The sequence below is a fragment of the Streptomyces sp. NPDC002403 genome, assembly GCF_053593015.1.
In genome coordinates, this window is the sequence record NZ_JBSFBQ010000005.1 from 99,016 (window position 1) to 121,029 (window position 22,014).

19 protein-coding genes and 2 tRNA genes are annotated in these 22,014 nt (G+C 70.9%); 2 read left to right on the plus strand and 19 right to left on the minus strand.

Features of this window, described 5'->3' with window-relative positions; translation table 11 throughout:
• Positions 1-3 precede the first annotated feature (3 nt).
• The 9 genes from ACWCPY_RS08415 to ACWCPY_RS08455 form a co-directional block, all read right to left on the minus strand.
• On the minus strand, positions 4-888 hold the full coding sequence (locus tag ACWCPY_RS08415; protein WP_451263568.1) for a YceI family protein: 885 nt from the start codon (positions 886-888) through the stop codon (positions 4-6).
• A gap of 185 nt (positions 889-1,073) precedes the next feature.
• The gene (locus ACWCPY_RS08420) at positions 1,074-3,704 is read right to left on the minus strand and encodes a ComEC/Rec2 family competence protein (protein ID WP_451263569.1); all 2,631 of its coding nucleotides are present in this window, start codon (positions 3,702-3,704) and stop codon (positions 1,074-1,076) included.
• Positions 3,701-4,369, minus strand: a complete 669-nt coding sequence (locus ACWCPY_RS08425; RefSeq protein ID WP_451263570.1) for a helix-hairpin-helix domain-containing protein — start codon at positions 4,367-4,369, stop codon at positions 3,701-3,703. The genes ACWCPY_RS08420 and ACWCPY_RS08425 overlap by 4 nt, the downstream gene beginning before the upstream one ends.
• A 554-nt stretch (positions 4,370-4,923) precedes the next feature.
• The gene (locus tag ACWCPY_RS08430) at positions 4,924-5,769 is read right to left on the minus strand and encodes a DegV family protein (RefSeq protein ID WP_451263571.1); all 846 of its coding nucleotides are present in this window, start codon (positions 5,767-5,769) and stop codon (positions 4,924-4,926) included.
• Positions 5,770-5,877: 108 nt separating this feature from the next.
• Positions 5,878-6,612, minus strand: coding sequence for a hypothetical protein (locus ACWCPY_RS08435; RefSeq protein ID WP_451263572.1), 735 nt, complete (start codon positions 6,610-6,612; stop codon positions 5,878-5,880).
• Between the two features lie 160 nt (positions 6,613-6,772).
• Positions 6,773-9,646 (minus strand): leucine--tRNA ligase, encoded by a 2,874-nt coding sequence (leuS, locus tag ACWCPY_RS08440; RefSeq protein WP_451263574.1) that lies wholly within the window; start codon positions 9,644-9,646, stop codon positions 6,773-6,775.
• Between the two features lie 367 nt (positions 9,647-10,013).
• Positions 10,014-10,086, minus strand: a tRNA-Ala gene (locus ACWCPY_RS08445).
• A 145-nt stretch (positions 10,087-10,231) separates the two neighbouring features.
• Positions 10,232-10,465 carry a hypothetical protein gene (locus ACWCPY_RS08450; RefSeq protein WP_015608461.1) on the minus strand — a complete coding sequence of 78 codons (234 nt, stop codon included), beginning with the start codon at positions 10,463-10,465 and terminating at the stop codon, positions 10,232-10,234.
• Positions 10,466-10,644: 179 nt separating this feature from the next.
• Positions 10,645-12,096, minus strand: coding sequence for an MFS transporter (locus tag ACWCPY_RS08455; RefSeq protein WP_451263575.1), 1,452 nt, complete (start codon positions 12,094-12,096; stop codon positions 10,645-10,647).
• Between the two features lie 94 nt (positions 12,097-12,190).
• Here ACWCPY_RS08455 and ACWCPY_RS08460 point away from each other — a divergent pair, with 94 nt between their 5' ends.
• Entirely contained in the window at positions 12,191-13,087 is an 897-nt protein-coding gene (locus ACWCPY_RS08460; protein ID WP_451263576.1) for a helix-turn-helix transcriptional regulator, read from the plus strand.
• Between the two features lie 50 nt (positions 13,088-13,137).
• Here ACWCPY_RS08460 and ACWCPY_RS08465 read toward each other — a convergent pair.
• The 7 genes from ACWCPY_RS08465 to ACWCPY_RS08495 form a co-directional block, all read right to left on the minus strand.
• A tRNA-Ala gene (locus ACWCPY_RS08465) sits at positions 13,138-13,210 on the minus strand.
• A 105-nt stretch (positions 13,211-13,315) separates the two neighbouring features.
• Complete coding sequence (locus ACWCPY_RS08470; RefSeq protein ID WP_451263723.1) at positions 13,316-13,969, minus strand: histidine phosphatase family protein; 654 nt, start codon at positions 13,967-13,969, stop codon at positions 13,316-13,318.
• The gene (gene rsfS / locus ACWCPY_RS08475) at positions 13,966-14,397 is read right to left on the minus strand and encodes a ribosome silencing factor (protein WP_451263577.1); all 432 of its coding nucleotides are present in this window, start codon (positions 14,395-14,397) and stop codon (positions 13,966-13,968) included. Before rsfS ends, ACWCPY_RS08470 begins: the two co-directional genes overlap by 4 nt.
• A gap of 114 nt (positions 14,398-14,511) precedes the next feature.
• A complete protein-coding gene (locus ACWCPY_RS08480; RefSeq protein ID WP_451263579.1) occupies positions 14,512-16,269 on the minus strand; it encodes an LCP family protein in 1,758 nt (585 codons plus the stop codon).
• A gap of 19 nt (positions 16,270-16,288) precedes the next feature.
• Positions 16,289-16,906 (minus strand): nicotinate-nucleotide adenylyltransferase, encoded by a 618-nt coding sequence (gene nadD, locus ACWCPY_RS08485; protein ID WP_124717753.1) that lies wholly within the window; start codon positions 16,904-16,906, stop codon positions 16,289-16,291.
• A gap of 38 nt (positions 16,907-16,944) precedes the next feature.
• Positions 16,945-17,109 carry a hypothetical protein gene (locus ACWCPY_RS08490; RefSeq protein WP_329821051.1) on the minus strand — a complete coding sequence of 55 codons (165 nt, stop codon included), beginning with the start codon at positions 17,107-17,109 and terminating at the stop codon, positions 16,945-16,947.
• 84 nt (positions 17,110-17,193) lie between these two features.
• Positions 17,194-17,346: a hypothetical protein gene (locus ACWCPY_RS08495; protein WP_177328010.1), complete on the minus strand. Its 153-nt coding sequence runs from the start codon at positions 17,344-17,346 to the stop codon at positions 17,194-17,196.
• Between the two features lie 111 nt (positions 17,347-17,457).
• Here ACWCPY_RS08495 and ACWCPY_RS08500 point away from each other — a divergent pair, with 111 nt between their 5' ends.
• Positions 17,458-18,603 carry a M48 family metallopeptidase gene (locus ACWCPY_RS08500; RefSeq protein WP_451263580.1) on the plus strand — a complete coding sequence of 382 codons (1,146 nt, stop codon included), beginning with the start codon at positions 17,458-17,460 and terminating at the stop codon, positions 18,601-18,603.
• Here ACWCPY_RS08500 and ACWCPY_RS08505 read toward each other — a convergent pair.
• The 3 genes from ACWCPY_RS08505 to ACWCPY_RS08515 form a co-directional block, all read right to left on the minus strand.
• The gene (locus ACWCPY_RS08505; protein WP_451263581.1) at positions 18,515-19,657 is read right to left on the minus strand and encodes an SCO2583 family membrane protein; all 1,143 of its coding nucleotides are present in this window, start codon (positions 19,655-19,657) and stop codon (positions 18,515-18,517) included. The genes ACWCPY_RS08500 and ACWCPY_RS08505 overlap by 89 nt on opposite strands.
• A gap of 360 nt (positions 19,658-20,017) precedes the next feature.
• The gene (locus tag ACWCPY_RS08510) at positions 20,018-20,617 is read right to left on the minus strand and encodes an SCO2584 family spore wall biosynthesis protein (RefSeq protein WP_451263582.1); all 600 of its coding nucleotides are present in this window, start codon (positions 20,615-20,617) and stop codon (positions 20,018-20,020) included.
• Positions 20,618-20,705: 88 nt separating this feature from the next.
• Entirely contained in the window at positions 20,706-21,989 is a 1,284-nt protein-coding gene (locus tag ACWCPY_RS08515) for a glutamate-5-semialdehyde dehydrogenase (protein WP_451263583.1), read from the minus strand.
• Positions 21,990-22,014 lie beyond the last annotated feature (25 nt).

Below are 22,014 nucleotides of genomic sequence, written 5' to 3' on the forward strand. Positions count from 1 at the left end.
GGTTCAGTTCTTGGGGACGATCTGGATGTCCATGTCGATGGAGATGCTGGAGCCGACGGCCGCGATGCCACGGGCCAGCATGGTCTGCCAGGTCAGAGTGAAGTCCTCGCGGTGCAGTTCCGTGGTGGCCCGGCAGGCGGCGCGGGTCTCGCCCTCCAGGCCGTTGCCGAGGCCGAGGTACTGGGTGTCCAGCGTGACCGTGCGGCTGACACCGTGCAGGGTGAGCGCACCGGTGACGCCCCAGCGGGTGCCGCCCCGGTGGACGAAGCGCTCGCTGTAGAACTCCATCGTCGGATAGCGCCCGACGTCGAGGAAATCGCTGGAGCGCAGGTGGTCGTCCCGCATCTGGACGTTGGTGTCGATCGACGCGGCGTCGATGATCACATGCATGGCCGAGTCCTCCATGCGGTCGGCTATGCGCACCGCACCCGCGAAGGTGTTGAACCGGCCGTGAATGCGCGCGAGTCCGATGTGCCGGGCGGTGAAGCCGATCTGCGAGTGCATCGGCTCGACCTCCCACTCGCCCGGAGCGGGCAGCTGCGGGGGTGCGGACAGCTGAAGGGTCACATCGCCCAGGCTCGCGTGACCGCCCTCGACGACCGTGGCCGAGCCGTGGAACGGAGTGAAGCCCTCGGCCGTGACAGCCAACCGGTACTCACCGGCCGGGACGGTGGCGAGCACATTGCCGAACGGGTCCGTCTCACCGCCGAACACCTTGCGGCCCGCCCCGTCCGTGACCGCGAACTCGGCCAGCGGCACGACCTCGTTGACGGGATCGAGCACGCGGCAACTGAGCAATCCGGCGGTGCGCGGCATCTCCAGTCCGGCGAGGGCACTGCCCTGCGCGGCCCCCGCCGCCCGCCTGCCATTCAGCCAACGACCGAACATCTTCCACCTTCCCCCGGACGATTCACCTTGGGGCCCGGCGGCTGGACGTCTCTGTCGGAGCAGCGGCCCACCGACGAGCATGCATTCGATCACCAATGTGGCGTTCGAGGCAAACAGAGCAGCTCGCAGTGGCTTGGGGTGAGGTGTTACCGAAGGTCCGAATTGATCGTTCCCGGGCGGGCTGATCATGACCGGCTCACCGCCCGCAGTCCTCGCCCGGCATCCGGCCCGCCGTCCGTCACAGCGATCGCGCCGTCGGTGTCCGTACGCAGCACCACCGCGCCGCCCGCTCTGAGCGCGTCGACGGTACGCGCGGCCGGGTGACCGTACGGGTTGTCCCTGCCGACGCTCACCAGGGCGAACCGCGGGTGCGCGCTGCGCAGCAGGGCGGGATCCTGGTGGGCGGAGCCGTGATGGGCGACCTTGAGCACATCCACCCGCGGCAGTGCGGGATACCTGCGCAACAGCCCCTGCTGAGCCGGTGGTTCGAGGTCTCCCAGGAGCAGCAGGGTCAACCCGCCGGACCGGACGTACAGGGTGACGCTGGCGTCGTTCGGCTCCAGCGGTACGGGCCCGGCGCCCGGGCCTGCCGCAGTGCCACCGGTCCCTGTGGCGTTCGCCGGCCAGAGAACCCGCCAGTCGAGCGCCCCGATCCGTCGGCGTTCCCCCGGCACGGCCCGCACCAGGGGGACCCGCGCCCCGGCCGCCGTTCTCCGTACGAACGCGACCTGGTCCGGCGGTTCGTCCAGGCTCGTCGTCTCGATCGCCCCCACCGCCCTGCCCCGCAGCACACCGGGCAGGCCCCGCACATGGTCTGCGTGGAAGTGGGTCAGGACCAGGAACGGCACCTCGGTGATGCCGAGCTCGTGAAGGCACCGGTCGACGAGAGAGGGATCGGGCCCGGCGTCGACGACGACCCCCGCGCCCTCCCCCGCGGCCAGCACCAGGGCATCTCCCTGCCCCACGTCGCACATCGCGAACGCCCAGCCCGGCGGCGGCCATCCGGTCAGCACCCGGGTGAGCGGTACCGGTCGCAGCACCGCGAGGACCAACAGCAGGGCTGCGGCCGCACAGACCCAGGGATGGCGCACGATCCGACGGGCGAGGAGCACCACCACAGCGGTCAGCACGGTGAGCAGCACCGCCCCCTTACCGCCGTCGGGCCAGTCGATCTCCGCTCCGGGCAGGGCCGCCCCGGTGCGGGCCACCGTGGCGATCCACCCGGCCGGCCATCCCGCGATCCTGGCGAGCAGCTCTGCCACCGGCATGGCCACCGGCGCCAGGGCGAGCGCGGCGAACCCGAGGACCGTGGCCGGTGCCACCGCGAACTCGGCCAGCAGATTGCACGGGACCGCCACCAGACTGACCCGGGAGGCGAGCAGCACGACGACCGGCGCGCACACCGCCTGCGCGGCGGCCGCCGCGGCCAGCGCCTCGGCGAGCCGGGACGGGACCCTGCGCCGTTGCAACGCGTCGCTCCACTTCGGGGCGATGGTCAGCAGGGCGCCGGTGGCGAGCACGGAGAGGACGAATCCGTAACTGCGCGCCATCCACGGGTCGTGGAGCACCAGCAGCAGAACGGCGGCTGCCAGCGCGGGAATCAGTGATCTGCGCCGCCCCGTGCCGATGGCGAGCAGGGTGATCAGCCCGCAGGCGGCTGCCCGCAGAACGCTCGGTTCGGGCCGGCAGACGATGACGAAGGCGAGGGTGAGCCCACCGCCGAGCAGCGCCGTCAGCCGCAGCGGGATCCCCAACCGGGGTGCCAGTCCGCGGCGTTCGACGCGCAGCGCCGTACCCGGTGGTCCGATGAGGAGGACGAGCAGGATCGCCAGGTTGGCACCGGAGACCGCCATCAGGTGGGTGAGGTCGGCAGCCCTGAACGCCTCGTGCAGTTCGGGGGTGACGCGTGAGGTGTCGCCGACCACCAGGCCCGGCAGAAGAGCCCGCGCATCGGGTTCGAGCCGCTCGGTCGCCTGCCGCAGACCACCGCGCAGCGCGCCTGCGGTGCGCTGGAGGAGGGAGGGGGGTCCGATGACGCGCGGCGGCCCCTTGCCCTCGGGACGCAGGACGGCGGCGCTGCGCTCCCCGCCGTGCAACGGTGGCGCCAGTCGGCCGCCGACACGCAGATGGGTGGAGGGGAGCAACCGCTGCCACTGCCCCGTCGAGCCGTCGCCGGGCGAGACGATCAGCAGCACGGGCGTACTCAGCCCGGTGACCGCGCCGTCGGGGCCGGTCAGCCGTGTGATCTCGGCGTCCACGAGGAGGGATGCGGGCGTGCTGCGGTCGCCGCGCACCCGGGGCCGGGTCTGCCGGACGTCGGACGTCACCGTCGCCTCCGCCTCGACCCTCGCGAACCGCTGGGCGAGCGCGTGGATTGGCCCCTCCCGTACGTCCGCGCTGTGCAACCCGGCCGACGCGGCCCCGGCTGCCGCACAGAGCAGCGCCGCGGCGGTGGCGGTCGCCGTGACCCGCGGCCGCCGCCGACCGCGTACCGCAGCCTCGCCCCTCGCCCCGCCCCCGCCCTCCTCCGCATCCTCGGGCTCCCCTTCGTTCTCACCCTCCCCTCCGCCCTCGGTCGCCCTGCGCAGAGCCCGGGTCGCCGAGACCCCCGACACGGCAAGGAGCACCATGGCCGCGCCCACGCAGAGCATCACGCCCGTGATGGTCCACCGCCCCGGCGCACTCAGCGCCGACGCGGCTCCGGCCCAGGCCGCCATGGCCGGCGGGACCAGGCGCAGATCGAGCGGGCCCTCCTGCCGCGGATCGGAGGCGCCGAGCCGACGGCCCGACGCCGCGTGGACGTCCGGGCCGTTCACGGCCCCACCAGTGGTCGGAGGTCGGCGAACCGGCGGTCACCGATCCCGTTGACCTCACGCAGTTCGTCGACGGAGCGGAAACCGCCGTGCTGTGTGCGGTAGTCGACGATGTGCTGGGCGAGGACCGGGCCGACCCCGGGCAGCGTGTCCAGCTGTTCGGGGGTCGCGGTGTTGAGGCTGACCGGGCCGGCCGGAGAGCTCCCGCCGCCGCCCGGCACGGCACCGACCGGGCCGCCGACGGTTGCGGGGCCGGACGGGGCGCCCACCACGATCTGCTCTCCGTCCATGAGCACCCGTGCCCGGTTGAGTCCGGTGAGGTCGGCTCCGTCCCGGACTCCGCCCGCCGCGCGTAACGCATCGGCGACCCTTGCTCCGGACGGCAGTTGACGGACCCCGGGCCTTCGCACCTTTCCGCTCACGTCGACGACGATGCGTCCGCCCGGCCCGTTCGCGGGCGGTGGCCCCGGTGACGGCTCCGGCGCCGGGGCGGCGTCCGGCACCGGGGTCGATGTCCGGGCGTGCGAGGCCTCGTCGACCGGATCGGGCGCGCGAACGGAGTGCGGACGCGCGGACCAGAAGTGCATCGCGGCAAGGACTCCGGCAGCGACCAGGACAACGGCCAGCGCCGCAAGGGTCTTCGGCTCCAGACCGCATCTGAGCTGCAACCAGACCGGAATCCGTTCCCGCAGCGCGGGACCCGGCCGCTCCCACCACCGCCCCGACGCACCGGAAGCCGGACTCGGGCTCGGGCTCGGGCTCGGGCTCGGGTTCGCGCTCCGGCTCGGGTTCGCGCTCCGGCTCGGGTTCGGGGCTTGAGCCGAGGCCGAGCTCGGAGGCGGTGCCGAGACCGGAGCCCGGGCAGAAGCAGGGGCAGGAGCCACCCCCGGCACGGGCCGCGCGACCCGTCCACCGGACACATCCGTCATGAGGGCGTCCGCCCGTCGGCGGGAAGCCGCGGCCATGGCCTCCGCCCGCCCGCGCGACGACGAGCACCGCCGACCGGGTCCGCTGCGGACACGGACGTCCGAGGCCGGGGCCCGGCCGGGACCGCTGCCACTGGTTGCACGAGGTGATCGGAGAGTCATGCCTCACGACGGTAGGCACATCTGCCCGAACCCGCCGAGCAGCCCCGATTCCGGTGGACAACCGACCAGTTGTGGACAACTCGGCCACCCCTGGGGGTGACGCACAGAAGACCGGCGGAGTCGCCGGCCCCGGGTCAGCGCGGCGAGACCACTGCCCCGAGCAGACCGGGCCCGGTGTGCGCACCGATCACCGCGCCCACCTCGCTCACATGCAGATCGACCAGACCCGGCACCCGTTCGCACAGCCGCTCGGCGAGCCGTTCGGCCCGCTCGGGTGCCGCCAGGTGGTGCACGGCGATGTCCACACGGCCGCTGCCCGCACGCTCCACGACGATCTCCTCCAGGCGCGCGATCGCCTTCGAGGCCGTCCGTACCTTCTCCAGCAGGTCGATGTGTCCGCCGTCGAGCTGGAGCAGCGGCTTCACGGCGAGCGCCGACCCCAGCAGCGCCTGCGCGGCCCCGATGCGGCCGCCTCGGCGCAGGTAGTCGAGCGTGTCGACGTAGAAGTACGCGGAGGTGCCCGCGGCCCGCTTCTCCGCGGCGGCGACCGCCTCGTCCAGGCTTCCGCCCGCCTCCGCCGTCTCCGCCGATGCCAGGGCACAGAAACCGAGGGCCATGGCGACCATCCCGGTGTCCACCACCCGTACCGGAACCGGCGCGTCCTTCGCCGCGAGCAGAGCGGCGTCGTACGTACCCGAGATCTCGGCCGAGAGGTGCAGCGAGACGATGCCGGTGGCCCCGGCCTCGGCCGCCGCACGGTACGCGGCGGCGAACACCTCCGGACTCGGCCGGGACGTGGTCACGGGACGACGCTTCTGGAGCGCCACCGCGAGGGAACGGGCCGAGATCTCGGTGCCGTCCTCCAGGGCCTGATCACCGAGGACCACGGTCAGCGGCACCGCGGTGATGCCGTGCCGCTCCATCGTCTCGGGCGGCAGGTAGGCCGTGGAATCGGTGACGATCGCGACATGGCGGGACATGAGCGGGAGGTTACCTGGCGAGTCCGTGTCCCGGCAGTCCGACCCCGGTCGGATGATCTCTCCTGACCTCTTCGGACCGCATCCTGTCGCAGCCGGTCATCGAACGTCTCAGTTCGTCGTTTCCGGCCGGGCCGCCTTCTGCCACGGATATTCGGTCTGCCGTCGCGGGTCCGGAGCCGTGATCGACCGGGCCGCTCCGTCGGCCGGCCCGCTCCCCTGCCCCTGCCCCCGCTCCTGCGCCTGCCCGTATCCCTGCCCCTGACCCTGACCCTGGCCCTGGCCCTGTGGCGTGTCCGTCTCCACCGTCCAGTGCCGAAGCGCTCCGGCCTCCACGTCGATCTGTGCGTTCAGCGCGTCAAGATCGTCGTCGGTGAACCTCCGCGCCCGGTCCAGCGCGGCCCACCGCAGCGAGTCGGCGGAGTGCGTGATCCGTTCCGTACGCTGCTTCAGGCCCGGCAGCAGCGAGGCGACGGTCGCCCGGTCGGGATCGCGCTCCAGTTTCTTCAGCTCTTCGTCCAGCTCCCGCCCGTGCACACTCAGCCTCTGGAAGAGGCCCAGCGACTCCGAGAGCGAGGCGTCCTCGACGGATCCCGCCCGCAGCGCCTCCTGCGTGGCCCGCATGGATGTGCGCAGTGCCAGCCGCAGGTGCGCCAGCTCCCCGCCCACGCCCGCCTGGCCGAAGCTCTTCGCCCGCAGCGTGGTCTCCTCGACGGTGCGCCGCGCCTGTGTGATCGTACGGTCCACACCGCGCTTCGCAGCGCCGATGGCTTTGACGCCCACGTACACGCCCAGGGCCACGAAGGCGAAAAAGAGCAACCCCAGAATCAGGATCACGGCTTCCATGAGCGCCCCTCGGTGTCGTTTCGGCTGCCGGTGCCGGCCCCTCCACCGTAAACGGAAAGGGCAGGCCGAGGGTTCCTCCGGAACCCCAGACCTGCCCTTAGGGGAATGCCCCCACACCATCGCGCGGCGCGGTCAGCGCCTCACGCGGGACGCCGTGACATCACGCCGGGACGATGTTGACCAGCTTCGGTGCCCGCACGATCACCTTGCGGATGCCGGCGCCGTCCAGCGCCGCCACCACGGCCGGATCGGCCAGCGCCAGCGCCTCCAGCTCCTCGTCCGAGATCGACGGGGAGATCTCCAGGCGCGCCTTGACCTTGCCCTTGACCTGCACGACGCAGGTCACGGTCTCGTCCACGACATACGCCGGGTCGGCGACCGGGAAGTCCTGGTGCACGACCGACTCCGTGTGGCCCAGCCGACGCCACAGCTCCTCGGCGATGTGCGGGGCCAGCGGTGCCACCAGCAGCACCAGCGACTCGGCGACGGACCGGGGCAGCGGGCCGCCCGCCTTGGTCAGGTGGTTGTTCAGCTCGGTGACCTTGGCGATCGCCGTGTTGAAGCGCATCCCGGCCATGTCCTGGCCGACGCCGTCGATCGCCTTGTGCAGCGCACGCAGCGTCTCCTCGCCCGGCTCCGTGTCGACGACGGTGACCGCACCGGTCTCCTCGTCGACGACATTGCGCCACAGCCGCTGCAGCAGCCGGTACTGACCGACGACGGCGCGCGTGTCCCACGGCCGCGACACGTCCAGCGGGCCCATCGCCATCTCGTACAGGCGCAGCGTGTCCGCCCCGTACTCGGCGCAGATCTCGTCCGGCGTGACGGCGTTCTTCAGGGACTTGCCCATCTTGCCCAGGACGCGGCTGACCTTCTCGCCCTGGTAGTAGAACGTTCCGTCGCGCTCCTCGACCTCGGCCGCCGGGACCGCGATGCCGCGGCTGTCCCGGTAGACGAACGCCTGGATCATGCCCTGGTTGTACAGCTTGTGGAACGGCTCGGCGGACGAGATGTATCCCAGGTCGTGCAGCACCTTGGACCAGAAACGGGCGTACAGCAGGTGCAGGACTGCGTGCTCGGCGCCGCCGACGTACAGGTCGACACCGCCGGTCGGCTGGCCCTCGCGCGGGCCCATCCAGTACTGCTCGATCGCCGGGTCGACCAGCTTCGCCTCGTTGTTCGGGTCCAGATAGCGCAGCTCGTACCAGCAGGAGCCCGCCCAGTTGGGCATGGTGTTGGTCTCACGGCGGTACTTCTTCGGACCGTAGCCGTCGCCCAGGTCCAGGGTGACGTTGACCCACTCGGCGTTCCGGGACAGCGGGGTCTCGGGCTGGGTGTCGGCGTCGTCGGGGTCGAAGGTGCGCGGCGAGTAGTCGTCGACCTCCGGCAGCTCCAGGGGCAGCATCGACTCGGGCAGCGGGTGGGCGACGCCGTCCTCGTCGTAGACGATCGGGAAGGGCTCGCCCCAGTAGCGCTGGCGGCTGAACAGCCAGTCACGCAGCCGGAAGTTGACGGTGCCCTCGCCGACGCCGTGCGCCGTCAGCCACTCGGTGATCCTCGCCTTGGCGTCGACGACACCCAGACCGTCCAGCGAGATCTCGTCATTGGCGGAGTTGACCAGCTTCGCGTCGTACGAGCCGAAGGCGTCGTCCCAGGCCGAGGGGTCCGTGCCGCGGTCGTCCGACGGCTCGACGACACAGCGCATCGGCAGCTCGAAGGCGCGCGCGAAGGCGAAGTCGCGCGCGTCGTGCGCCGGTACGGCCATGATCGCGCCGGTGCCATAACCCATCAGGACGTAGTCGGCGATGAAGACGGGGACCTTCTCGCCGCTGACCGGGTTGGTCGCGTACGCACCGGTGAAGACACCGGTCTTGTCCTTGGCCTCGGCCTGCCGCTCCACGTCGGACTTGGCGGCGGCCAGCTTGCGGTAGGCGGCGACGGCCTCGGCCGGGGAGGCATATCCGCCGGTCCACACCGCATGGGTGCCCTCGGGCCAGGCGGCCGGGGTGATCCGCTCGACCAGCTCGTGCTCGGGTGCCAGCACCATGTAGGTGGCGCCGAACAGGGTGTCCTGGCGGGTGGTGAAGACGGTGATGCTGCTGACGTCGTCGACCGGGAAGTCGACACGGGCGCCTTCGGAGCGCCCGATCCAGTTGCGCTGCTGCAGCTTGATCGCCTCGGGCCAGTCCAGCCCGTCCAGGTCGTTCAGCAGCCGGTCGGCGTAGGCGGTGATGCGCATGTTCCACTGGCGCAGCTTGGCCTTGAAGACGGGGAAGTTGCCGCGCTCGGAGCGGCCGTCGGCCGTCACCTCTTCATTGGCCAGCACGGTGCCCAGACCGGGCGACCAGTTGACGGGCGCGTCGGAGGCGTACGCCAGGCGGTAGTCGCCCAGCACGTCGGCGCGCTCGACGGCGCTCAGCGCGCTCCAGTCACGGCCGTCCGGGGTGGGGCGTGCGCCGCTCTCGAACTGCGCGACCAGCTCGGCGATCGGGCGGGCCCGGTCGGCCTCGGTGTCGTACCAGGAGTTGAAGATCTGCAGGAAGATCCACTGGGTCCACTTGTAGTACTCCGACTCGATCGTGGCGAACGAGCGGCGCTTGTCGTGGCCCAGGCCCAGCCGGCGCAGCTGAGCGGTCATGTTCTCGATGTTGGCCTCGGTGGAGACCCGCGGGTGCGTGCCGGTCTGCACCGCGTACTGCTCAGCGGGCAGGCCGAAGGCGTCGAAGCCCAGGGTGTGCAGCACGTTGTGCCCGGTCATCCGCTGGTGACGGGCGAAGACGTCGGTGGCGATGTAGCCCAGCGGGTGACCGACGTGCAGGCCCGCACCCGAGGGGTACGGGAACATGTCCATGATGAACTTCTTCGGCCTCGCGGCCAGCTCCGCATCGCCCGCCAGGTCACCGCTCGGGTTCGGCGCCTCGTACGTGCCCTCTGCGTCCCAGAAGTCCTGCCAGCGTGCCTCGATGTCGGCGGCCATCGCCGCCGTGTAGCGGTGCGGCGCAGCCGTCTCGGCTGCGGAAGTCGTCTCGCTCATGATCCTCAAAGCTCCATCGATCGTCATCTGCCGGCGCCCATGTCTACGGACACGCGTCTACGGAAACGAAAAATCCCCTCGCACAGGAGGGGACGCCGCGCCGATTCCGACCAGGCATTCTCACCGGTCGGGACTGATCAGCGCGGCTCGCTAAGCAGAAGGCGTACGGCACGCATGGCGTCAGGGTACCGCACGGGCCCGGAACCGGGCCGGGCGCGGCCGGACCGTGGACAGGGCGGCGGGCGCGACCGTACGGCACCCTCCCGGCTTTCCGCAGGTGGAACGGTGGCGGGCTCGCGGGTGCGCCCTGAACACACACGCGAAGCGGGTCACCCTGTAAGGATGACCCGCTTCGCGTTCTTCACTGTGGAGCTAAGGAGAATTGAACTCCTGACCTCCTGCATGCCATGCAGGCGCTCTACCAACTGAGCTATAGCCCCGTGCTGTTTTCCGCCCGGTTCCCCCGGCGACATCGAGAACATTACCGGTGACCCCACCGGTCCACCAAATCGATTCCCCGTCGCGCCGATTTGACCGGTTCTGCGACATCGCCTCGGTGGCCGGACGCGCCGATGCCGGCGGGGGTCAAGCCGTGGCGAAGGAGTAGAAGCGCTTGAGCGTGCAGTGCTCCTCCAGCAGCCGGCCGTAGATCGGCTCCCCCTCCAGCTCCCGATAGGTCTCGATCGGGTCGCCCTTTATGATCAGCGCCCGCGCGCACTCCTCGCACCAGTACTGGTACTCCGGATTGATCGGGTCCATGTCCCTGACGATGGGCGTGCCGCTGCCGCACCAGTCGCATTTCCGCCTGTGTGCACCCATGGGTCAGCTCCGGCTTTGGCCGCGAGTCGCAGGGAATCCGGGAACAAGGGGCAGGTCGGGGACCTCGTGGCGGCTCGCAGGCATCGCGCGCTCCCTCCCGTTCGGTCCGTCGGCCCCCTCCGGCGCTCCGATTCTGCCATGACCCCGCAAGAGGGGAAGCCCGCCGGAGTTCCGGCCGTTCACCGATGCCGTACGAGACCCGCCGCAGCCCCTGCCACGGCGGCCACGAAGAGGGCGAGGGCGCATACCCACAACGCGTGCCCGGACCCCTGCGCCCCTTGTGCGTCAAGGCGGTTGAGGTAGAGCGTGCCGAGCGCGGCGACCCCGGTCAGCTGACCGAGCTGGGTGACCGTCACCAGTGCGCCGCTCGCGTCGGCCGCGTCCTTGGGACGTACGTCCGCCAGCGCCCTCGTGAGGGTGGGGCCGAAGCCCAGCGCCATCCCGGCACCCATCACCACGAAGGCCACGTACAGCGCGGGACCGCCGTCGCCGCCGTCTCGCATCAGCAGCCCGACGGCCACGGCGGCTGCGGCCATGAGTACGAACCCGCCCGGTACCAGGGCCCCTTGGAGCCGGGCGGGCCACCGTCGCCAGGTCAGTCCGGTCACACCGAACACCAGCGCCGTCGGCGCGAACATCAGACCCGCGCGCAACGGCGAGTAACCCAGACCTCCCTGGACGTGCAGCGTCATCGCAAAGAGGAAGCCCGCATTGATCGCCATCACCAGAAGAAGGCGCAGCGCGGCCCGGGCGATGCCGGGAACGCGCAGCACCCCGGGCGCGATCAGGGGCGCACCACCGCGCGCGGCCAGCCGTGACTCGTGTCCGACGAAGCCCGCGAAGAGCCCCACGGACGCGGCCGGGCAGACCCGGGACCAAACCGGCCAGTCCAGCTCCTGCCCGAGCACCAGGGGAACGGTGAACAGCGTGACGGCGGCGGCGAGCAGTACCAGCCCCGGCAGATCGAGGCCGCGGCCCCGGGCCCGGACCCTGCCGGGCGCGGTACGCGGTTCGCGCGGCAGGACCCTGATGCCGAGCACCAGCAGGACGAGCCCGATCGGCACGTTGACCAGGAAGACAGGCCGCCAGCCCGCGCCGAACAGATCGGCACTGACCAGCACCCCGCCGACCACCTGTCCGGCCGCCGCCCCGGTGGCGAGCACCGCGCTGTAGGCGCCGAGCGCCCGGACCCGTGCCTCACCGGTGAAGTGGCGCTGGATGAGGCTGAGCACCTGCGGAATCATCACCGCGGCGGCCGCGCCCTGCACCAGCCGGAAGGCGATCAGCTGCCCGGTTCCCGCGGCGAGTCCGCAGGCGAGCGAGGCGGCGGTGAAGACGAACAGCCCGGCCAGATGGGCCCGGCCGTGTCCGAGCAGGTCGCCGAGCCTGGCGCCGGTGATGAGCAGCACCGCGTACGTGATGGTGTAGCCGGCCACGACGAGCTGCAAACCGGCGCCGGAGGCGCCGAGTTCGCTCCGGATCGTCGGGGCGGCGACGTTGACGATGAAGATGTCGAGCAGCGCCATGAACTGGGCCGCGAGCACCAGCGCGAGCACTCTCGCCGAGCGGTTGTCAGTGGTGGAGTCTTCACTGGTTACGGAATGTGGAGTTGCCTCGGAGGCCGTCGTCATGACATCGAGCCTGGCCCCGGCCGCATACGGGTAACGAGAGCCCGCTGATGCTGGTACCGACAGCACCTGGCAACTCCCCTGCGGGGCACCGACCATGGGGGGTGTGACTACGGTGACGACACATCAGGCGGCGCATCCGGCGGAGAACCCGACGGGCCGTCACCGGCGGCGTCCGGAGCTCGCTGCGTTTCTGCGCAATCGCCGGGCGCGGGTGACACCCGCCGATGTGGGCATGGCACCCGGCCTGCGCCGCCGCACCCCGGGCCTTCGCCGCGAGGAGGTCGCGCAGCTCTCCGGCGTCGGTGTCACCTGGTACACCTGGCTGGAGCAGGGCCGTCCGATCAACGCCTCCCCGCAGGTGCTGGACGCCGTGGCGCGCACGCTGCGGCTGGACGCGTCGGAGCGCGAACACCTCTACCACCTGGCGGAGGTGGCCTACGCACCCGGCAGGCAGTCCGACGCCATCGAGGTGGGGCCGGAGATCCAGGGCATCATCGACGCGCTCGATCCGCACCCCGCCGTGGTCTACAACACGAGGTACGACGTCCTGGCCACCAACCCCGCCTATCGCGACCTGTTCGTCGTCCCCGAGACCGTGGGAGCGGGGATACGCAACGTGCTGTGGACGCTGTTCACGGTCTCCGAAGAGGCCTCTCCCGTCGTTCACCGCACGCAGGAGCTGCCGATCATGGTGGCCACGCTGCGGGGCGCGTACGGGCGCCATACGGGCGAGCCCGCCTGGGAGTCGTTCGTCGAACGGCTCTCGGCCGCCAGCCCGTACTTCGCCGAGCTGTGGCGCAGCGGGGCCGTCGCCCCGCCCGGGCCGCGGGTGAAGACCTTCCGCCACCGGGCGGTGGCCGGGGAGATGCGGATGACCTCGGTGTCGCTGTCCGTCAACGGGCTGCCGGAGTGCCGGATCGTGGCGTACACACCGGCGGACGAGGAGAGCAGGGAACGGGTTGCCGTGCTGCGGCGGCGCCGGGAGGGCTGAAGAGCGGCATGCAAAGATCCCGCCCCCTGCAGGGGACGGGATCCTGATTGTGGAGCTAAGGAGAATTGAACTCCTGACCTCCTGCATGCCATGCAGGCGCTCTACCAACTGAGCTATAGCCCCGCTGTTCGCTGTGTTTCTCTGCGTTTCCGCGCTGCGAACAAGAAGAACTTTAGCCTGTGACCTGCCGGAAAGTGAAATCCGGCCGGTGCCGGGGTCGGGACGGCCTCAGGTGTCGTCGCCGAGCACCGGCTCGGGCAGTGTGCCGGCGTTGTGCTCCAGCAGGCGCCAGCCCCGCGCACCCTCGCCCAGCACCGACCAGCAGCAGTTGGAGAGCCCGCCGAGTCCTTCCCAGTGGTGCGCCTCCAGGCCCAGCAGCCGGCCGATGGTGGTGCGGATGGTGCCGCCGTGGCTGACCACGACGAGCGTGCCGCTCTCGGGCAGCTTGTCGGCGTGTCCGAGCACGACCGGGGCGGCCCGGTCGGCGACCTCGGTCTCCAGCTCACCGCCGCCGCGGCGCACGGCCTCGCCGCGCTTCCACGCGGCGTACTGCTCGCCGTACTGCCCGAGGATCTCGTCGTGGGTGAGCCCCTGCCAGGCGCCCGCGTAGGTCTCGCGCAGTCCCGCGTCGTGCGCGACTTCGAGGCCGGTGATCGCGGCGAGCTCGGCGGCGGTGGCCGCCGCCCGCTGCAGGTCGGAGGCGACGATCGCGTCCGGCTTCAGCGAGGCCAGCAGCCGGGCGGCCCGCCGGGCCTGCCCGACTCCGGCCTCGGTGAGCGCGATGTCGGTTGACCCCTGGAACCTGCGCTCCAGATTCCAGGCCGTCTGGCCGTGGCGCCAGAGAACGATCCTGCGGCCCCTGCCGCTCGTGCTGCCGTTCAGCTCTGCTCACCTTCCGTGCCGCCGACGAGCCGGGCGTGCTCCTCGGCCTTGCCGCGGGTCTTGACGGCGTCCTCGGGAAGCGGGATCTCGGGGCAGTCCTTCCAGAGGCGCTCCAGCGCGTAGAAGACACGCTCCTCGCTGTGCTGGACGTGGATGACGATGTCGACGTAGTCGAGGAGGATCCAGCGCGCGTCGCGGTCGCCCTCGCGGCGTACCGGCTTGGCGCCGAGCTCCTTCTGGAGCCGCTCCTCGATCTCGTCGACGATCGACTTGACCTGGCGGTCGTTGGGGGCCGAGGCCAGCAGGAAGGCGTCCGTGATCGACAGCACGTCGCTGACGTCGTACGCGATGATGTCGTGCGCGAGCCGGTCGGCGGCCGCCTGGGCGGCGGCGTTGATGAGCTCGATGGAGCGGTCCGTGGCGGTCACATGCAGGCTTTCGTCGGCGGTCAGAGAGACCTCTAGGGTCTCACGGACCGCCGACAGCCCACGCAGCGATTGTTCGGAGATCGAATCGACATCGTCCGGACGGCCGGACGCGGGTCACTTGATCTTGTAGTCCTGGCCGAGCAGAACGGACACATCCGCGTTCGCGGCGGGCTTGCCCTGCTTGACCGCCTCCATCGGCAGATCCAGGGTCTTGGCGACCTGCGTCGCCTTCTCCTTGTCCGCCGCGCTCCGGTAGACGACCTCGGACGTCGCCACGGTCCCGGCCGTTCCGCCGCCGACGAAGGTGTAGCCGCCGTTGACCAGCTTGATCTGCGCGGACCCCGTGCCGTCCTCGTTCCCGGTGGCGTTCTTGACGCCGACCCGCACCGGTGCGTCCGCGCCGGCATCCGGGGCCTTGACCGAGCCGCCCAGGATGTCCTTGACGACGCTCTCGGTGGCCGCGTCGGTGAGTGATCCGTCGGCCTGCACCGGCAGCACCGCCGTCTTGTAGTCGCCCATCTTGGCGTGCTGGGCGAGCTTCGCCAGGGAGGCTCCCAGGTCCTTCTCGGGAAGCGAGGGGTCGAGGATCTGCGCCAGCGTCTGCACGGTGACCGTGGCGGCCTTCGGGTCGTCCGAGATCTTCCGCAGCACGCCGCGCATGACCTCCCCGAACCGTGTGAGCTGCTTCGTCTCGGCCTCGCCCGGCCCCTGGTAGGTGGCGTACGCGACGGCCATCTGGCCGCTCAGGGTCTGCGCCTCGCCCTTCTTCACCAGGGGGGCGGCACCCTTCTTCTGGTCCGGCACATCGGTGTCGGTGTCGACCTCGATGTTGCCGACCAGATCGACAAGGGTCTCCAGGTACGGGGTGTCGAGCCGCCACGTGCCGCTGATGTCGGTGCCGAGGAGGGTGCCGATGGACTCGCGGGTTCCGGTGGTGCCGTCGTCCTTGACGGACTTGCCGAGGGTGGTCGCGTTGCCGTCCTCGTCGGCGACCGCGAGCGAGTTGGGCAGCAGGACCGTCGTGCCCTGTTTGGTCGTCACATTGTCGACGAGCAGCGCCGTGGAGGTGCCGCCCTGCTTGGTGTTGCGCAGATGGACCACGATGACGTCCCGCTTCTGCGGGCCCGTCGATGCCGTGCTGTCCTCGTCCGAGCCGGACAGGCCCGGGATCATTCCGGCGGACCAGAGATAGCCGACACCGCCGACCACGACCAGGGCCACCACGACTATGAGCGCGACCATGCGGTTGCGGCCGCGACGCCGTGCCTCCTCGCGCCGCTCACTGCGGCTCTCGGTGAACTTCAGCCAGTCGATGACGTCTTCGGAGTCCTCGTCGGGCTCCTCGATGAAGGAGAACTGCTCGGTGCGGTAGTCGCGGTCGGCGCGGCGCTGCCCGGGAACGGCCGCGTCCGGCTCCGCCCCGGAGTCCGGCACGGGCGCGGGTTCCGGCTCGGGCGGAGCGGGCGCGGGCGGGGCCGGCTGCGCGGCCGCCTGCTGCGGGATGTTCCACTGCTGGGTGGTGTCGACCGCGGCGGGCTGCCCGCCGGTGTCGTAGCCGTATGCGTCGTAGCCGCCGTATGCCTGCTGCTGGGACTGCTGCGGCTGCTGGGCCTGCTGAGGCTGCTGCGCATACGGGTCGTACGCCTGCGGCTGCTGCGGATGGGTCCGGGGCTGGGCGTACGGGTCGTAGCCGTACTCCTGACCGGCCTGCTGAGGCTGCTGGGCCTGCTGAGGCTGCTGCGCATACGGGTCGTACGTCTGCGGCTGGGCCTGCTGCGGCTGCTGGTACACCGGCTGCCCGTACTCGTCGTAGCCGATGATCTGCGGCTGCTGCTGGTAGTACGGGTCGTACGGGTTCTGTCGGTCGTTCACCGGTGCCCCTCTGCGTCGCTCATTCGCCGCGGTACAGCTGGCGCTTGTCGATGTAGCGGACCACGCCGTCCGGCACCAAGTACCAGACCGGATCCCCCTGCGCGACCCTCTCACGGCAGTCCGTGGACGAGATCGCCAGCGCGGGAACCTCCACGAGGGAGACCCCGCCCTCCGGCAGCCCGGCGTCCGTGAGCACGTGCCCCGGGCGCGTCACACCGATGAAGTGGGAGAGCGAGAAGAGTTCGTCGGCGTCCCGCCAGGTGAGGATCTGGGAGAGCGCGTCGGCGCCGGTGATGAAGAAGAGGTCCGCGTCGCCATGGATCGCGCGCAGGTCCCGCAGCGTATCGATGGTGTACGTGGGCCCGCTGCGGTCGATGTCGCTCCGGCTGACCGAGAACTGGGGGTTGGACGCCGTCGCGATGACCGTCATCAGATAACGGTCCTCGGCCGGGGAGACGTGCTTGTGGCTCTTCTGCCACGGCTGCCCGGTCGGAACGAAGATCACCTCGTCGAGGTGGAACTGGGCGGCCACTTCGCTGGCCGCCACCAGGTGTCCATGATGAATCGGGTCAAAGGTCCCGCCCATCACGCCGAGTCGGCGCTTTCCGCGGCCGGTAGGCACTTCCTGCTCTCCCATGCGTGCAGAGCCTACTGGCACAGGTGTACGCCTTCGCCTCAGCGGTCGCGGTTGAAGCGAGTGGTGATCCAGAGCAGGAGCAGCAGCACGACGAACGCACCGCCCCCGGTCATGTACGGGCTGAGGCTTTCGTGGTTGCCACCGTGCTCGCCGCCCTCGGAGGCGAGAGTGACCAGCTGGTGTGCGGTGCTCGTGAGGCTCATCTTCGGCAGGACCTATCGATCGGGAGTCGGAAGGAAGACGTCGCGCACATCGTATGCGGGAGCCCTGGGCACGCTCACGCCGACTCAGTCGTTGTTGTCGTCGTTGCGGTATCCGCGGAGCAGGAACCAGCCGAGCAGCACGGCTCCGACGAGCGAGGCGAGCAGCACGATGCGAAGCGTGTTGCCGGGCCCCTGTTCCCCGGACGCGGCGGCGAGCAGAGCAACGGTATGCGGCATGTCGGGCGTCTCCTCAGTTGTCCACAGCCCCCCGCACACCGTAGCCCCAGCGCCTAGGCTGGGATTTGTCAGGGGGGCGAGCGACATCTCGTACGAACAGGGGGCCCATTCATGACCGAACGCAGCCACGAGAGCCACGAGAACGTGCCGAGCAGGCAGCGCAGGCGTTTCGCGGGCATCTCCTCCCGGGCCTACGAACACCCGGCGGACCGCTCGGCCCTGGTGGCCCTGCGCAAGCTGAGCGGTTTCGACACCGTGTTCAAGACGCTGAGCGGCCTGCTGCCCGAGCGCAGTCTGCGGCTGCTCTTCCTCTCCGACTCCGTCCGGGTGAGCGACGCCCAGTTCGCCCATCTCAACGACATGCTTCGGGACGCCTGTTACATCCTGGACCTGGAGAAGGTCCCGCCGATGTACGTCAACCAGGACCCGCAGCCCAACGCCATGTGCATCGGCCTCGACGAGCCGATCATCGTGGTCACGACCGGGCTGGTGGAACTGCTCGACGAGGAGGAGATGCGGGCCGTCATCGGCCACGAGGTGGGACACGCGCTCTCCGGCCACGCGGTGTACCGCACGATTTTGTTGTTCCTCACCAGTATCGCGTTGAAGGTCGCCTGGATCCCGCTCGGCAATGTCGCGATCATGGCGATCGTGACGGCGCTGCGCGAGTGGTTCCGCAAGTCCGAGCTGTCGGCCGACCGGGCCGGGCTGCTCGTCGGCCAGGATCTGCAGGCGTCGATGCGCGGTCTGATGAAGATCGCGGGCGGCAATCATCTGCACGAGATGAATGTGGACGCCTTCCTCGCCCAGGCCGACGAGTACGAGAAGGGCGGCGATCTGCGCGACTCGGTGCTCAAGATCCTCAACCTGCTGCCCCGCTCGCACCCGTTCACCACGGTGCGCGCGGCCGAGCTGAAGAAGTGGTCCGAGACCCGCGACTACCAGCGGATCATGGACGGTCACTACCCGCGGCGCGACGAGGACAAGGACACCTCGGTGACCGACTCCTTCCGGGAGTCCGCGGCCCACTACGCGGACACGGTGCGTTCCAGCAAGGACCCGCTGATGAAGCTGGTCGGCGACATAGCGGGGGGCGCCGGGGACCTGGGCGGCAAGCTCCGCGACAAGTTCACCGGCCAGGGCGGGAGCCCGGCCGGCAAGGGCGGCGCTACGGACGGCTCCGGGGACTCGGCGAGGCGGAATGAGCCGGGGGACCCTGAGGGGCCGGGGACTGAGCAGGGGCCGTCGGGGAGCTGATCGCCAGGGTCCCGCAGAGCGCCGCCGTGGGCCGGCCCGTCGCGTACGGGTCGGTGCCCGCGGGGCCCCGGGGGACGGCGCGCTGCCCGGCGAGCAGCGGCCGCAGCGCGCCGGTGCTGTCCGCCTGGCACGCCTGCGGCCCGGCCTGGACGTAGCTGGTGCGCAGCTCCAGCCGGTGCAGCCGCAGGTCATCCCGGTCGAAGCGGAAGTGCAGCTCGCGCCGTACGGTGAAGAGCGAGGCGTCGCCCGCCTGTTGGGGCCCTGCGACGGCCGGGCGGAGCGTGTAGGTGAAGGTGTGGTCCGACACCACCTCCAGCGTGTCGGACCCCTCCTCGGCGTAGCTCAGGGTGCCGCGGACCCTGATGTCCGAAGCGGCCAGCGCCACCTTCGCCGGGTCGAACCGCACCAGCCACCCGGTCGCGGCATGACGGCCGTCGTCCTGCGGCCGGTTCATGCTCTGCTCGAACTGGGCCGTCTGGTCCGGGTCCAGCAGCAGCTCCACCGGGCGCACCGCCGCACCGGTGAGTACGTCGGGGTCCAGCGAGGAGGCGACGAGATAGTCCTTGGCGGTGGTCAGGGCGGCCGCCACCTGGCTGTCCGAGAAGTTGTCCGTCCGTCTGATCGCCGGGAGATTGATGCCTGCGGCACCTGTTGCGAAGTGTGCGGCGGGGCTCTTCGCGAGGAGGGCCGCGGCCGTTCCGCCCGGCACGACACCCTGGGGAGCCAGGGGTATGACGGTGGACCTCAGCGGCTCGGCCCGTCCGCCGACGGGTGCCTCGTAGGGGTGGCGAAGGCCCATGTAGACGGCCATTCCGAAGGCCAGGGCGATCAGGAGCACCAGGGCCACGGCGGCTTTGGGCCCGTTGCGCAGGCGCCGGGAGGGCAGGCTGCGTACGGCAGGGGCGTGGTCACGCATGCGCTCCTGGGCGGAGAATTCCTGCAGCCGGGCAGCGCGCACGAACGACTCGTCGAAGACGAGTGAGCGGTACTCGTCCTCACCGCCGCCCGCCGGGCTCTCGGACGGGCCTTCTGGTGGTTCTCCGCGGTCTGCCATGACTTCTCCCGACTCCACGTCACCGACCGGGGCCGTAACGCTTCGCTCTGCTTCGGCCGAATGGCTTCGGACAGGGCCTGCCCGTCATGAGTTCGTATGACGTCGCACGACTGCGCATGTACGGACGAGTGAGAAGCCCCCTCGGGAAGAGGGGTCACACTTTCAGGGTAGGTCGATCGGGACCGGGGTAAACGCCCGGCCGCGAGAGAACCGAGGGAGAACTGCGGAAGAACCGGACGGAAGTTCCGCCACAGCCCGCTCGCACGCCTTCGGGGCGTGCGAGGAAGACGGTGCGAGGAATGCCGAGAGAGCGGGACGTACCCGGGCGTACGCAAGGAGTCCGGGAGCCCGGCTCGCTTCTCAGTCCGTGCGGGGGATCGCGGACACCGTGGGGCGCGGATAGCCGGTGGCGGCCGGTGGAGTGGCGTCGGGGACGGTGCCGGGAGCACTGTCCACGCCGGTCGTGGCGGGCGGCGGGACGGGGTCCTGACTGCTGCCCGAGGAGTTGCGGTAGACGGCGCTGAAGGCCAGCGCCACCATCCCGATGCCCATCAGCACCGCGAGCAGCCACGCCACCGGCCGGTGCCAGCGCGCGGCGCCCCGGTAGGGCCGCAGAGCGCCGCCGTGGCGCCCGTAGGGACTGCGGTCGTACCCGTCGTCGTCGAGGTCCAGCGGGTCGTCGAAGGCACCCTCACGGCCGTACGCGCCGGGGCCGTACCCCTCTTCGTAGAGGTCGTCGTCCAGGGGGCCGCCGCCCGATCGCGCCCGCGAGGCCTCGGCCTCGGCACGTGCCTGGGCGGCTGCCAGAAGCCGCTCGACGGCGGTCGGCTCATGGATCTCGGCGGCCCGTACGAAGTCCTCGTCGAACACCACGGAGGCGAAGTCCTCGTCCGCGCCCCCGCGGTCGTCGTCGGGCTCCCAGCCGTCCGGGAACGGCCTGCCCCCCACGTCGTCCGGCACCGTTCCAGACTAGCCCCGCCGGGACGTTCTGGGCAGGGAGCCCGCAACATTCACCGGCCCCCGAAGGTCACCGAAGGCCGTTCCGAGGTCACCGCACGTGGCCGTCGCCCGTGACGATGTACTTCGTCGAGGTGAGCTCCGGCAGGCCCATCGGGCCCCTGGCGTGCAGCTTCTGCGTGGAGATGCCGATCTCGGCGCCGAAGCCGAACTGACCGCCGTCGGTGAAGCGGGTGGACGCGTTCACGGCCACCGTCGTGGAGTCCACCAGCTGGGTGAAGCGGCGGGCCGCGGCCTGGGAGGTGGTCACGATCGCCTCGGTGTGGCCGGAGGACCAGAGCCGGATGTGCGCGACGGCCGCGTCCAGCGACTCCACCACGGCCGCGGCGATGTCGTAGGAGAGGTACTCGGTCTCCCAGTCCTCCGGCGTCGCCGCCACCACGGTGGCCTCGGACCCCTCGGCGTATGCGAGCACCCGCTCGTCGCCGTGCACGGTCACGCCCGCGTCGGCCAGCGCGTCCAGAGCGCGCGGCAGGAACCGCGCGGCGACGTCCTGGTGGACCAGGAGCGTCTCGGCGGCGTTGCAGACGCTCGGGCGCTGCGCCTTGGAGTTGATCAGGATGTCCACGGCCATGTCGAGGTCGGTCTGCGCGTCCACGTACACATGGCAGTTGCCGGTACCGGTCTCGATGACCGGCACGGTGGATTCCTCGACCACCGTACGGATCAGTGAGGCGCCGCCGCGCGGGATGAGGACGTCGACCAGGCCGCGGGCCCGCATCAGTTCCCGTACCGAGTCACGGCTCTCGCCCGGGACCAGCTGCACCGCGTCGGCCGGGAGTCCGGAACCGCCGACCGCGTCGCGCAGCACCCGTACGAGCGCGACATTGGAGGAGTGCGCCGAGGACGAGCCGCGCAGCAGGACGGCGTTGCCCGACTTCAGGCAGAGGGCCGCGGCGTCGACCGTCACATTGGGCCGGGCCTCGTAGATGATCCCGACCACGCCGAGCGGCACCCGGACCTGTCGCAGGTCGATGCCGTTGGGCAGGGTCGAGCCGCGGACGACCTCGCCGACCGGGTCGGGCAGCGCCGCCACGTCCCGCACATCGGCGGCGATGGCGCGGATCCGCTCCGGGGTGAGGGTGAGCCGGTCGATGATCGACTCGCTGGTCCCGGCCTCGCGGGCGCGGGCGACGTCCTCGGCGTTGGCGGTGACGATCTCGCTCGTCCGCACCTCCAGCGCGTCCGCGATCGCCAGCAGTGCGTCGTCCTTCGCCGCGCGCGGCAGCGGCGCGATGTCGGCCGCGGCGGAGCGTGCCCGGTAGGCGGCCTGGGCGACCGGGGACATGTTGTCGTACGGCGAGAGCGTGGTCATGCCCGCAGGGTAGTGCGCACACTGC

What these genes read in the sequence shown, in the direction of transcription:
- ACWCPY_RS08415 (WP_451263568.1), bottom strand. Translation starts at nt 888, where the DNA reads ATGTTCGGTCGTTGGCTGAATGGCAGGCGGGCGGCGGGGGCCGCGCAG.
- ACWCPY_RS08430 (WP_451263571.1), bottom strand. Translation starts at nt 5,769, where the DNA reads ATGTCCCGCCATGTCGCGATCGTCACCGATTCCACGGCCTACCTGCCG.
- ACWCPY_RS08435 (WP_451263572.1), bottom strand. Translation starts at nt 6,612, where the DNA reads ATGGAAGCCGTGATCCTGATTCTGGGGTTGCTCTTTTTCGCCTTCGTG.
- leuS (WP_451263574.1), bottom strand. Translation starts at nt 9,646, where the DNA reads ATGAGCGAGACGACTTCCGCAGCCGAGACGGCTGCGCCGCACCGCTAC.
- ACWCPY_RS08450 (WP_015608461.1), bottom strand. Translation starts at nt 10,465, where the DNA reads ATGGGTGCACACAGGCGGAAATGCGACTGGTGCGGCAGCGGCACGCCC.
- ACWCPY_RS08455 (WP_451263575.1), bottom strand. Translation starts at nt 12,096, where the DNA reads ATGACGACGGCCTCCGAGGCAACTCCACATTCCGTAACCAGTGAAGAC.
- ACWCPY_RS08460 (WP_451263576.1), top strand. Translation starts at nt 12,191, where the DNA reads ATGGGGGGTGTGACTACGGTGACGACACATCAGGCGGCGCATCCGGCG.
- nadD (WP_124717753.1), bottom strand. Translation starts at nt 16,906, where the DNA reads ATGGGAGAGCAGGAAGTGCCTACCGGCCGCGGAAAGCGCCGACTCGGC.
- ACWCPY_RS08490 (WP_329821051.1), bottom strand. Translation starts at nt 17,109, where the DNA reads ATGAGCCTCACGAGCACCGCACACCAGCTGGTCACTCTCGCCTCCGAG.
- ACWCPY_RS08495 (WP_177328010.1), bottom strand. Translation starts at nt 17,346, where the DNA reads ATGCCGCATACCGTTGCTCTGCTCGCCGCCGCGTCCGGGGAACAGGGG.
- ACWCPY_RS08500 (WP_451263580.1), top strand. Translation starts at nt 17,458, where the DNA reads ATGACCGAACGCAGCCACGAGAGCCACGAGAACGTGCCGAGCAGGCAG.
- ACWCPY_RS08505 (WP_451263581.1), bottom strand. Translation starts at nt 19,657, where the DNA reads ATGGCAGACCGCGGAGAACCACCAGAAGGCCCGTCCGAGAGCCCGGCG.
- ACWCPY_RS08515 (WP_451263583.1), bottom strand. Translation starts at nt 21,989, where the DNA reads ATGACCACGCTCTCGCCGTACGACAACATGTCCCCGGTCGCCCAGGCC.